Below are 14823 nucleotides of genomic sequence, written 5' to 3'. Positions count from 1 at the left end.
CGCTAGGGTCACAGGTTCATTTAGAGTAATTTTCGCGTTGTTGTTTTCAATTTCTACTGATCTTGGTAATACCTTACCCAGCTTATCTACAACGTAGAAAGAATCTTCATTGCGAGGCAAGCGCGATCCGCTACGTATGTCTTTGTTAAAGCGCAGGGTAACCGTTAGCTTTCCATTAAGTAGATCACGATCCAGAATACGATTTTCTGGGTCAACACTTTGCAGTTTCAGAGCGATATCCGGTGTTTCCTGAATAAAGCTGGCGCCGCGATTATTACGACCGGCGCCGATAGCAGAGTAAGCAGTGGCGGCGATTGCTGTCACGCTTGCGCCACCGTAATTTTCAAAACCACCCATCCGCATAGGTTTTGCCGGATTGGTGACATCAAATGTAACTATGCCCGCATCACCCAGCGCTACATAAACCAGATTGCCGTTAAAGGCCAGATCGTAGACATAACCCAGGTTGTTAACACGCGACAATACGCGCGGGTTGTCCAGATTTGAGATATCGACGATTACCAGACCGGATTTACCCGCTGCGAGGAAGGCAGTATTGCCATTCACGGCCAAGTTAGAAGCTGGAATATCCAGTCCACCACGCAACTGCAGGCCACCCTGCTCTGTACGTTCGATCAATTGGAAGCCGCCGGCGCCGGTGCGCTCCTCATCGGAAAGCATCAGAGTTGAGAAGTTGTAGTTCCCACCCACCACGGCGTAAGCAGCGTTAGCACCCTGTGCCCGGGCAACGCGCGCCACATCCAGCGCTTGACGCGCTTGCGGTAATTGCAGGGATTCGCCCACGTAAGCCTTGGTATGCAAATAGGCATCGACAATAGCTAAGCCCTTCTCGGCAGCAGCCAACAGCACTTGGTCGTTATCAACGACAATGCCGCGCGCAAAGCTGGCGTCTAATAGCAATTCTTTCACAATGGTTATTGGCCAACTCGAATCGCCGGCTTCGGTATCCAAAGCAACGATAAAAAGCTTGGCCTCCGTCGCCGTTGAGCCGCTGATCTTCGCTGCGGAAATAAACAGACGGTCCTGATTGTTTTCAAAGAAAGCGTCCACGCCCAGCGCATGGTAGCCATCAGGCAATTCAACCCGGGAAACAATGCGGTCGTCTTTGCCATCACCATTACAATCCACCAAGCGCAACAAGTTATCGGGGTTGGTTGGGCACTTGGCATCGGCAATAAATTTAGAAGAGTCAATGTGATAAATAATCACGCCGCTTTCACCAGCGGCAGCGAACAAATAAGTGCCCGATGGATCTATCGCAATATCATGATAAATGCCACTGTTGTGCTCGATATTAGTTTTAACCGGTTGTTGGTAATCAAATGCTGCTGTCAATGTTTGCATCTGGCCATTCGCCAGCTCCACACGGACATCTGCCGGGCCCAACTTGCCGGGGGGCGTTACAAATTCCAATTTTTCTGGACTAATAACTTTGGTGTTTTCTACGGTAACTAAGGTTTCACCCACATACACACGGGTATGGGCGGAGCCAGTCTGGAAACCTTTACCTGTCAGAGTGACGCGGGTTCCGCCATTAGCACTACCGATATTGGGAGTAATTCCGTCGAGCAATAATGGTTCAACATATTGCACAGCACCCAAGCGCGATACTCGTCTGCCATCGCTTTCAATTACTGTAATACTGGCTGCACCGGGTGAGTAAGCAGGTACATTTAGGGTGTAACGGATAACGTTATTTTCCTGAGGGCTGGCACTCTCGATGGTGGTCGCTTCACCGGAAATCAGGAAACTCGGATTCGACGAGTTTTCAACATCAACTTCAAGGTTGCCGCCACTCACTTTGACAAAGCTTGGTGCCACACCTTTGATAGCTAGTGCAGCTGCAGTACCGGAAGCCGTTGTGAAATTAATTTGATGATCTACTAATCCCGTGGTGCGACGGCTACCCAAAGCCGTTTTCATTTCAATACGATATTTAGCATTTGCATCCAAGTTTGCTGATGGACTCAACAAGATTGTTTTTGGATCGGCCGGATCAAGCACTGCAGTAACCGCAACTTCCACACCGGCCGCTGTATCGTTGTCGCGAATCAGCGACAGGTATTGTTTATCCAGCTGCGATGCCTGCAACGCATGTGTGAAGTGCAGTTTAATTATCTGATTACGCGCAACGCCTACACTGCCTGCGGCAGGATTACTGGATACAAATTCCGGTATCAGAGTATCCACAATAGTCAGCAAACTATGACTCTTGTTGGGCAATGCCGTGACAACCAAGCCATCATCCGTAAACATTGAGGAAATCGGTTGTTGGTTCGGCGCAGGTACAATATACCCTTGAGGAATTTCGAATCTACCGCAGTCACTCAAACGCACCGCGTCGAGTACCTCAACAAGATCCGGGCGACCGGTATCCAGTAAATGCAGGTTGTAGTTCAAAACCTGATCGCCACATCCCGCAGCACGAACCTGCGCAACCATAGTTCCGCGAGCTTCAATGGCCGACAAATTACCCTTTAATGGGAAACCGTTATCCACATAGCGGCCAATCGGTTTTATGTTGTTGGGGTTACCAACATCTAGCAATTCCAAACCACTCACGCCGAATGCCAAACTATTAAGTTTTGCAGTGGCTGTATGCAATCCAAATGTTGCTTGGTACTTTTTGAACAAATTGGTATTGATAGCTTGGGCACCCAGTTGGGGAACACTTGGCAAGCTCAAATCAAATACGTAGTTTTTATTGCTAGTTGTCACATGGAGGCGGTTTTCAATGACCGCCATATCAATGACATTCAGCGCAGTGCGAGCACCTTCAAACAATGCAGAATTGATCACCTTGACGACCGCCGGTTTGAGCGGATCAGCAATGGTCAGCACCACTACACCTTCATCGCCAGCATTTGCAATCAATAAGCCGTCTTTTACGATCAACGAACGGGGCGAACGACTGATAGGCAAAGGCACGCTGTAAAGGACATCGCGGTCTTTGGCCTGGTTGTCTTCATCGACTTCGCTCAGACGGCGGGTTTCACGGTCATAAACCAGAATCCAGCGTTGGTTTTCGTAGGTCGTGTTGATGAACGGAAAGTCATAGCCTTCCGCCGCCACATAAACATGGCTATCGCCAAGGGCTATAGCGGTAGAGTCCAGATCATTCGGTAAATCGAAATAGCCGAGTCCATGCATAGGTGCTGCATCCTGGACTTTACTGCGATCGTAGTTCACTAGGCTAATCCAGCCCGTGCGCAATTGGCGCCAGCCTTCTGGGTCGGTAATTTGTGATGGCAGAGGTGAACCCTCTGTTCTAACTGGCGCACCCAGTACATATATCAAATTCAGGTCAGGGTCAGATGCCAGGCCGATAACGCGGCCGGGAGGGAGCTTATGGGTATCTACAGAGGTATCGAGTGTGACCCTGTTTTCCAAGGTCTTGGTGACATCCAGTTTGCCCATGAACAAAGCATTCGGTGCAACAAATCGACGACCAGAGGTATCACTCAACTCAATATCGACAAAGCCGCGATAGCTGCTATCAAACCCACTCACCCTCCAGCTCATACGCTCGGAGGAATACAGGCGCAACTTGTCGTTATCAACAGTGATGCGTTTGGCTCGTTCCGGCACTCCGCTTGGATAAGCAGTCAAGGTCAAGTCATCATGGAAACCGTAACCGACGATATCCACCACATCTGTTTCACCGGTCTGGTTCACACGTACAATTGCCGGACTTACGAAGGAAATTTGCAGCAAATCTACGTAGGTGAAACCACCGATCACCACGTCCTGCAAACCAACGTCATTGGTCAATTCAACTGCTGCTGGACCTGCATAGTTAGGTATGGTGGTAATACGAACTCCTTCATTACCCTTGTCATCGACCGACAAAATTTCATCGACTGGGATACTTTGGCCACCGATATGTACTTGCGGCGCCGTACCAAAGTGCTTGCCGCGAATGACGACACTGGTTCCACCATCAATACCGCCAATATCCGGAGTGATGTAGGTGATATCCGGCGCAGCGGCATCGCCAGCCGCAGAGGTAAAGAACGAGAAGAGATAGTCTTGCGCAAGTGTATAACCGGTTAAGGGTTTGAGTCCTGCTTTGACTACCACTACATACTCGGTCCCAGCGGTTAATGCCGCCGACGGTTTCAGGCTCAGATTACGATGTAAAGGCGAGCCATCACGCTCGGCAAAATCGATAATGAAGTTGTCGGTAACATCCTCACCCACTGCATAGTTACCATCTGCCTGAGGCACAACACCACCGCGATAGACGCTGATAAACGATCCAACGTTAGTATCCGCCGCCAAAGCAGCAGACAGTTCAATCGTGATTTCCGGCAAATCGGTCTTCACGTGCTTTTCAGCCGCTACCGGCGCATGGCCAGCAACAACCAGCTCGGTCAATTCAATGCGGTTAATACCTTTCTTACCTGCGGCAACCTGCATTGCGCCACGCACAAACAACAATTCACGCACCGCGTAATTATCAGTAGTGGCGTTGCGATTAATCATCACCGGAATCGTTGCATCCAGGCTCGCATCATCCACTTTTTGCAAATCAATGATTTCAACAACTGCCTGTGCTGGGCGGTCTTCCTGATCAGCATACAGTACGCTAGCGTAGGCGAGGTTGCCCGCAACCCGCACATCAAATACACCCTTGGAAACCAGATCTTCACGTGCCGGTTTCAATTCAACGATGCGCACCAATTTCGGGTTGTAAGCATCACTGATATCAATTTCATTGAGCTGGGAAACCTGACCTTCGCCAGACATATCGGTGACATAGAGCTTACTGCCAACAATTTGCAAACGGTTGGCGATTCCCAGCGTGTCTATTTGCGCAATGATCGGCATAGTCGGATCAAGGATATCCGCAATTACCACGCCCTCTTCAGATGCGGCTATAAACGCAAAGCGACCCTGTACCTTCACATCCCGCGCATAGCCATTGGGCTTAATGTAACCAATATGGTATGGCGCATTAAATTTGGAAATATCGATAACCTGTACACCGCCATTGCCGTTAGCAACGAAAGCAAGGTTATCCTTGCGGTCAACGCCGTACACCTGAATGTAGGGCATATCAATTCGCCCTATAAGTCGATAAGGCAAACCGAATTGTTCATCACCATTACTGATGTTAAAAATCAGTAATTCCCCATTCGTATTTTCTGGGTAGACCTTGCCGTGTTCATTCAACTGACCTTTCAGCTCGCTGATAAAGCGCGACGAAGCATCATCACCAAATGATGCGGGTACACCTTGTTTTGCTGCCAAGACAATATTGGCATCCGCATGCAATTCACCGATGGTGCCAGCAAAAATTTCACTAGAGCGATTCACCAGCGGTGAATACACGAATACATCGCCATTTTCGGATGTCTCGGAGCCAAAATCAGCGAGGAAGATTCCAGAGCACACGGGGCAGCTACCTGCGGCATTAATGGGATAATCCAGCCCCAAGCCTTGCTCGACCATGGTTGGATCAATAGTGGACCAGGCACCGACCATAGCGCCAGTGCGCTCGCTATCTTTGAATTGAGCCACCGAACCGTAATAGACTTCCTTGGCGGCAAGTTTACTGATTGTATTATCCGCAGGCTTCAGGAAGCGGCGCTCGCTGACCGGCATACCCACTTCGTAGTACTGCACTACAGGATCAGGAGTTACCGCATTGGTCTTAACACGGAACTCTGCTTTTACACGTTCGTTGCGCGCGCCACTGCGATTAATGACCTTGTGGTTAAATGGTGCCCAGTAAACGTAGTAATGGTTGTCGGGATCGCTAACCGGCAGTAACGCCGGTCTGCCAGCACTGTCATCATTACGGTAGAGGGTGGCTACGCTTTCCACTTTCTCCAGACCAGTAGTGCCAAGCTCTTCTACGGTCACCCATTCACCGGTTACAGTTTGCGCCTCGCGAATAAACTTTGCCGTTACTTCGCGTCCGGCTTCCGCGCCGATATCGCGAATGGATACCGCCGCTATAAAAGTTTCCCCGATGCTGAGGATATCTTTATTAACAGGCTGCAACACACTGAGTTTAGGAACGACTGTGTCATCAATACGCCCGACATGTACAACTTGCGATTTACCTTGTTGCCCCAACCTGTCATATGCAATAGCTTGAATCGCAAAACCATCGACCTTCTCCGGTGGGGTAATGACAGCGCGATAGACATGATCTAGCCCAGTAGTACCTTTCGCGGCAGTTTCACTGGTGTAGGTGGTGTAAACCAACTTGTCATTTACCAAAAATGAAACGCGGTCTATGCCTTCTGCACCCATGTCGTCTAGGGCTTCCACCAAGATCTCGAGATCTTGGCCATCAATAATCACAGTATTGTCATTTGCAGGTTTAGTGATGTTAGCTGTCGGTGGCTGATCCGCGACTATGGTAAGCGTGCGCGGTGCCGACAATTCCGATGTATTACCATCAACATCCTTTGCAGTTGCACGGAAGCTGATGAACTCTCCAACATGCCCTGCTGGTACTTGAATGTGGAACTGAAACGGCGCGGTTGAGTCTGTGGAATGAACGTTATAAGTCAGATTGCTGACAACAGGCCCCTGCCCTATGGACAAGTTAACATTACCGATGCCACCACCCTCATGATCCTCTGCAGTTACAGCTATAACAATTTCACGTCCGGAGGTAATTTCCTTCAAATCATCGGATAACGCGAATCCACGGGAATCAAGAATTTGAATAGCAGTAACTGTCGGCGGCAAATTACGCACCAAGTTTACCGGGCGCACCGGTGAAACTGTTTCATTGCCCGCTCCATCGCGCGCAGTTGCCACAAAGAGTAATGACAGAAAATCAGGAATGCTTTCGCCTGTTGAAAAATAATCTGCAATTTTGCCCACACGCATATTGCCTGCATAAGGTGGAGCGAGCATCAGTGCTTCATCAACTTTAGGATCAGTACTATCAATTGTTCCGTTGTTATTGATGTCTACAAATAGTTGCGTGCGCACAGAAGCAACACGCACGTTATCTTTTACATCAGCTAATTTATAGGGTAACAGACGGCTTTCAGCCACCGTCGTTCCACTACTTAACGGCAGCTCAATAGTGAATTCGGGTTTGGAAGTATCCTTCACGACTTGAACAATAACAGGTGTCGGAGTTTCTACTGAACGCGCAGCGCCATTCAAGCGCTTTTCAGTAGCCACCGCCGTTAACTCGAGATTTTTCCCCGCTTGGCCATAAGGAATTTGCACTAAAAATTCGTACGGGTACGAATCATCGCTCATGCTGCGATCGCCAGTAATCAAATTCGCTACATTCAACACCAAATTATCAATACCGACATCATCAACGGCATTCACCTGCACTAACAGGTATTCACCTTCCGTTGCAGGATCAGCACCATTAATCGGTTTGGCAATATTCACCGTCGGCGGTACATCACCGACAATCTCAATGCTTATACTTTCCGTCGCGATGTGATTATCCAGATCGCCATACGCGGCACCATAGGAATCAATCGCTTCTACATACAAGCGAACCTTATTATTTTCGAGATTATCTTTATCAAGAGCCGGCAAATTAACGCTGAAGTTATAAGGTGCCTGCTTCAGCGACATTTCGTAAAACTCGGCCTCACTGGTTCCAGTACCGCGATAGGCTACTAGACGTAGCGAATCAATACCTACATCGTCGTACGCGTTTACATTAACGTAAAGCGCAGTGCTTTCAACTTGCTTACTGTTGCTTAATGGCTGAATGAAATCCACAACTGGACGCTGATCAGCGCGAACGGGATAACTAACTTCACGTGTGCGCGCATTACCCGATGCATCATAAGCAATGATTTTTATCCAGATATCTGCCCGTGAATTTTCAGTGAACATCAGGCCAGGGAACCGACCAAGAATTTCGGTCAGGCGATCCACATGTACTAGCTGTGAATACACTGGAGTATCGATGTTATTTGTGGTTATTGGATCCACATCTACATCCGGTATTGAGTGAATAGTGCGAATCGGATTGGTGTAGATTGGCTGGTGATATTGGCTATTGGATTCCTTCACACCATAAGCGGTGTAAATTTCCAGTTTGGCGACTTTTACGTTGTCGTATGCGCGCACGGCCAATTCAAAATCCGAAAATTCTGTTGGGCCATAACCTACCGCTGGTCGCACCACCGCAACTTCAGGATTGATGTCATCGCGCGCAGCTGTAAATCGTATTTCATGGCGACCTATCGCATGGTCAACGTCTTCAATTTGTGCGGTAAGCACAATTTCTTCATCCGCACGCAACAATCCGGACGGTACCGCAAACGCAAATTCCTGCTTAAGCACGTAAGGACTATTTGATTGGCCAAATTCTTTGGCGATATCCGTTGAATATTTATTGGCAAATGCGGAATAAATTGAACTAAAGGCACTATCAATAATCGCAGCGCCACCAGTATTACCACTACTAACTTTACTACCGTGTAACTCAACCCCATTTGCAAAAAGTTTGATTTTTTCCCAATCCAACCGGCGATCATCACTGGCAACCATACCTACTTTGATCAGGAAAGTACCAGCAACAATTTTTGCATTGTTAGCAGGTGTAGTAATGCGTATTTCTGGTGCAACATTTGACAGAGGATGGACCAAGAAAGTACGGCGAGTTTGCTGGCCTACATTATCCTTAACGATAATTTCGTATTCTGTCGTTTCACTCTGATCAAATATAATTTCATCGACTTCATCGGACTTGTATTTTAATTCTGCTGGACATTGTGTTAACAAATTGCGCTCTGGGAAAACCGGATGGGACACACCGGTACGATCAATGCGATTAATAACATAACTCGCTAGGCCAACATCATCCGTTAGCGCTGAAGTGACCTTGAATGCTTCACCTACTCTTAGCCAGAATTCGCCATAATTAAGACGGCTTACATCATTTATAATTTTTTGATAACGGCCGTCATGTTTATACGATGCAAACTCCTTAAATGCCAATTGTGGGAGTTCATTATTAATAACTGGCAGAATTAGATTCTGCATCGTAGAACGTCCGGCTCTGTCTGTTGCAACAGCTCTCAAGCTCAACTCGCCTGAACGATAAGTATCGGCAACGTCATACATAAAATCGTATTGGGTTTTGGCAAATACCCCACCAAGTTCGGCGTACAGTCCACTGTCATCAAATAATTCAACTTTCTCAAGCCCCAAGGAATTATCCGAAACTTCAATTGATACAGGGATACGTGCACGGCGTGCAATCTGGTTACCCTCAATAGGTTTGAGGATACTCACCGTTGGTGCAACCTCGTCACTAGCAATTTTTCCAGTCAACAATGGCTGCAAAGGCAATAAACCACGCGCACTGGATAAACGATCTGCCGCCACGCCGTAGAGCGAATAGTTATCGCCAGCGTGGATTTTGGGTACCGAAATATATTCACTAAATACCGCAGGTAGCTTCGAAACCATATTGAGCGTACTGAGTTGTACAAACTCGATTGATTCGGTATCAGACGATTTATCCGCAAGAAATACTGTGGCGCGCGCAGTGCCTTTTACTGATTTGGATGTTTCACCATCGGCATACTTTAATGTACCGGGAATACTTGCCAGTTCCAGCTCAATTTCTTTCAGGAATTGCGGAACATTGGTTCCACTGAAAATGGGGCTCACACTGACATTGGTTACACCCTGCGGCAACCAACGATTAAGCTCCAGCTTGCCTCCATTGGCCGCAATGTCTGTGCTGCTTACATGAATAGTTTTGGCTTGATCACCGCACACATCGACCGAATGGAAAGTCAAATCATAGGACGTAGACACACCGGTAAACGTAATCGCCAAGCTGGAAATTTCTGAATCAGGAATAGCGCCAAATCTGGCTTTACCATCTTTAAATTCCAGGGTGTTTTTATCATTGAGTTTAATCGATCCGATGAAGCCAGTTGCCTCCTGATAATTAAATACAAAACGCCCGATCGATTGTTGATTATCCGTCGTTTCCAATCCGCCTGTTACAGCGCGATCAACCATTTTATTCAACGAGGTAATCAACAGGCTGGCCGACGCCGGATATTCCGGTGCGACCAAATCATCGTTCACTTGTAATTTATAAAACGCCAAGGCGCCCGCCATTGGCTCCACATCAGGACTGCGCGAAAGGAGAGAAAGCGTCGGTTTTTGATCGGGATTAATTTTAACTCTTTGCGATAAGGTCGCTTTGTTGCCGCTGGTATCGGTAGCTTCAACGAGTACGGTAAATTCTGTACCACCTTCAGGTAATGGATGGTAAGGCGCTATCGCAATATTAATCCAGTCACGCTCATTGACATTTACCGACGCTTTGTTAACGCCAGTTTGATTAATCAACGTTCTTTTTGCTGTGTCAATTACCGAAACGCTGTATGAACTCAAGTTCACATTATCAGCGATGGTTAAATCAAGATTAACCAACTGCCTATCAAACAAATTGGCAGCCGGGCTCTTTAATTGAATCTTGGGTAATTCATCATCGTGCTTGATAAGCAACTCTATCGGCAATGAGTCACTATGATTAATACCATTATCAGCAGCACGCGCTTTTAGTAGAAGTGTTTGGCCTGCGTAGGAACTGAACTCGACTGGAATCGTCACACGATCTTTGTAATCTTTAAAGTGACGAGTAGCCGCAACAATCGAACCTAACGTGCCCGGGTTGGATACCCGGATTTCTTCCGTGCGATCAACACCGGCCAATGGGCCAGCGAGTTTTGTTTCCTTACCAGTGCTATCGATGACAATCGCAGCGACGTTATTAACAAATTTATCATCTGACGCAGTACCCGCCAGATTAAAACTTTCACCTGGGTAGAGTTCCAGTTTTTGTGCAGGCACACTAATTAAAACATCCGGCGCAATATTGTCATCCAGAATTTTAATATCCAATTCTTTGGTTGTTACATGACCAACACTATCAATCGCTTTAACATAAATTTTTGCAGTGCTGTTTGGAATGCGCAGAACTGCACTGAAGTAACCGCCTTTTTCAATAACATTGTGCAAAGCATTACCTTCGTAAACCATCTGCTCAGCTGCATCGACTAGAAAAATAACTTTCCTTAATTCACGGTCATCTGTCACCAATGCGTTTATAGCAACACTTTCACCCTCAACAAAGCGCGTACCCTCTGCCGGATGACGGATACTAATTACAGGGAACTCATCACTACTCGTGTTGTAAACCCAGGGTTTGCTGGCTCTGTTCCCATAAATATCGCTTACTTCTAGAGTAAGCGTAATTTCATTGGTGTTCGCAGGAACGGTATAACTGAAAGAGCCCGTCTCTACTTTTCCGGTTAAACCTGAACGGGTTCCAATGACTCTGGAACCTTCTTTTAAACTAACTTCGGTGACAAAACTTTCATCGGTAGCTCGCCACTGGAGATTAATGCTTTCACCTGCATAAAGAATACTTCCCGGTGCCGGGCTAGAAATCGCAGCAACTGGGGCCAGCGAATCTTGTAGGATTGCAACCTCTTCCGATTTGAAGTGTTCTTGATCGGAAATATCAGTCGCAACAACCTCAACGATTAATTTTTGTTTCTGATTTGCGATAGACAGTGTGGCAAGATCTAAAATGTCGAGAATCTGGACATGGCTCATGGGCTTTAAATCATTGCCAGAAAAACTTTTTGATGCGAGAACGGTAGAGCCGATTTTATATTTAACATCCAACTTCACTACCGCTTTATCATCCTTCGCCAGAATGGTGGTAGAAATCTTGTCTTTAGCAAAGTAGCTGGTTTGATTGAAAGTAATACCTGTAACGTTAGGCGCAACGTCATCAATAACCGCCAGATAAGCTTCCACTTTCGAGCTGTTACCAGCGTCATCAAATACGGTTGCTGTGACTAGGTAAGGATCAAACGGAGCACCATCATTCCGTTTTTTCGGTGACATCATCAACGCGAGCGTTGAGTAAGCGTTAAGCGCGCCAGGTATTTCCTGGAGCGGGAGATCTGCCTGCGTTAATAGATCCGCCTCATTTCCCGTGAGCGTGAATTGATTATCTTGTTTTTTTATGCCACGGATTTCAAAGCGAGTTGCGCGCACATTATCGTAGCCAGTTATTTTGAAAACAAACTGGCTGTTCTCAATAAGATCCGCCTTATCTTTACCGGCGTGAGTACCGGAGAACGCAGGGGAAGCTAGGTTTACCACCGGAGGATCGACGTCAAATCCCAGAGTGACATTCACTTTATTGCTGCTCGTTTGCGAGCCAATAGTATCGGTCGCTACCGCATAAATGCTTAACGGTTGTTCCTTTTTAATATCTTTATTGGTTGCATACTCAAACGCAAAAGGCGCGGTTTTATCCGAGCCTACCAATTGGTCATTCACAAAAAAATCAACGCGCGCAACGCCGAGGTCATCCGTCGCGTTAGCTCGTATCGGAATCGGTAGCCCAGCAACAAACGACGCGCCTTCGGTCGGATTCGATAAAGTCACAGTCGGTGCCTGATCACCTTTTACCGTTACTTTTGCGTACTCGGAGAAGGCAACTTCCTGGTGGAAATCGATTACCTTCGCACGGAATCTCAGGGTATCTCCTAACTGGCTGGCTTGCGGTTTATACTTAAAACTTACCGTGCGCACGATGGGTACAAGGCTATTTAAATCAAATGCCTCTTCTTCGATAGTCCGGGTTTGTACAAATTTATCGTTGCTGTAAAGCTCGATTCTTGTTCCCAGCGGCAAGGTATCATCGGTAACCTCAACGCTAACGGTGGTGTCCTGTCCTACCGTTAATGTAGCCCCCGCAACCGGTTGAACGATGCGTGCGGTGGGCGAGGTATTCTGGATAACGCGAATCAGTTTGGCCGGTGCGTCCGATACACCTTTATTAAATCCATGAATACGTGCAGAAACAGACAAACTGGTTTCTTTGGTAGATATGGATGGCAAATTCGTTTGCACGCGCCACAATTCGAATAATTCCTTTCCGTCCTCCGTGCCAGGAACTGGTCTGATTTCCAGCATGGGAAAGCTGGCTTCACCAACCTTGTTACCGTCAAAGAAAAATTCAACGTGGGATATACCGCTTGCCGACAAGACCTCGGGGAACATACCAAGCGAGGTAGCAATTTGCATGGTTGCACGCGAGCGTTCAACACTGCGCTGGCCATCTGTAGGTAATTCAAATTCATATGCGGGAACAGACAGACGCTGTTTGGGAATAACTTGTACCTGATAACCAGGGGAAATTTGTTGCTGCCCGGCGGTATCTACCGCAATCGCATTAATATTTAAAACTTTTCCTTCCTGTGCTTCAGATATTGGCATTACCAATTCAAAGGGTGCGCGCCTTTTACTACTGATCTGCACTCCATCCAGCAGGAATTTAACTTCCGCTACACCTACATCGTCAGCAACAACTGCTTTTAAAATCAATTCTTCTGCAGGCTGTATGGTTTTGGGTAAATCCAGACTTACAATCGGTAATGCATCACGCGCTATCACCGCGAGGTTAGATTTGATAGCCGGCAATTCTTTTAATGAAACACTAATGTAGGAAGGGCTAGCAGCACTAATAACAGCCGTTGACTTGATCTGGCCGAGTCGATTTTTTTCCAGCACAGCATTATAAGGTGAATTAATGGTAACAACTGGCGTCCAATTTGAAGATATCTGCGCGCGCGTCCCATCACTAAAAATACCTTCGAGTTCGGGTAACGCAAAAAACGCATTTAACTGATCAAGCTGGAATGCATCACCTGACCCAATACCCTTAAACACTATGCCGGTGAGATTTTTAGTGAAATCCACCTCTACCGGAACAACGACCGGCGTCACACCGGCATAGGACACTGTAATAGCAACCGGTGTGCCGGCCGTTTCTTTCAACGCGTAAACAACGCCGCCCGCCGTAACACCTACGAAATCCGGGTGTGACGATACATAACTAACACCATTGCCTGCACCGGATAAATCGACAACACCGCGAAATTGAAAATCAACGGCAGGTTTGAGTACAGGTGTCTGCAGGGTGTCATTAATAATGATTTTATTATTAGAGAGGATTAGTGCTTTTGCCTGCTCTTCAATACTATCACCAGTGAACGCAATTTTTGACACAGCAGCCTGATTGCCCGATGCGTCAACTACAAATGCATCAACTAGAACAACAACATCTTGCGCAATAGCTTCATTTGACAGGGAGCTAGCTATCGGAAGTGAAAGTGTAAAATTTTCCTGATTATTCCGTTCAGGATAAACACGCACTACACGATCAGTTTTAGCAAATGCATTTCTTTTTGCTTCCGCAATTACACCGCCTGCTTTGCGAATATCGGACGCTCTTAAACCGGTAACATTGAAACCAACATATTGCACATCGGTATCATCAGTTGCGACCAATGCAACGTTTAATAATTGTTGCCCATCTACACGAGGGGTTACAGATACTGCCTTAAATTCAACAGAGGGCGCCTGGTCATCGTAGCTAAAACTTTCACTATGGTTTTTTACCTCACCTTCAATAGTCACAATTTTAACTACTGGTGTGAGCGTGCTAGTGCCACTGAGAGAAAAGTCGAAAAGGCAGGTATCAGGCAGAGAAGAATCGCGACGCGCATCAGCCACCGAGTAGGATTTCAGTCCAGTCGACGAGCCAATTTCTACTGTTGCGACAGAAGAGCAGGTATTGATAGCAGCGGTAAACGTCGCTTCTACAGGATCGGAACCTGCAATCTTGCCAAAGGGAGCGGATGTTCGTATGTCAATTTGAGCTTCTGCAGAAGCAATACCGACAATCGATAAAAGAAAAACCCCAAGAGTCACCACTTTTTTAAGCATAAAGCTTATATTTCGCAT

1 protein-coding gene (cut by a window edge) is annotated in these 14823 nt (G+C 47.0%); it reads right to left on the bottom strand.

Going from position 1 to position 14823, the window contains the following annotated elements; genetic code table 11:
* Positions 1-14823, bottom strand: the start of a protein-coding gene (locus SPL68_RS17730; protein WP_323816509.1) for an RCC1 domain-containing protein. It extends 23262 nt beyond the left edge of the window; the window shows 14823 of its 38085 coding nt (coding positions 1-14823); the start codon lies at positions 14821-14823; the stop codon falls past the left edge of the window.

This window comes from Cellvibrio chitinivorans, assembly GCF_035117775.1.
Classification (GTDB): domain Bacteria; phylum Pseudomonadota; class Gammaproteobacteria; order Pseudomonadales; family Cellvibrionaceae; genus Cellvibrio; species Cellvibrio chitinivorans.
The sequence above is the reverse complement of the archived record's forward strand: the minus strand, read 5'-3'. Positions and strand labels throughout refer to the sequence as shown.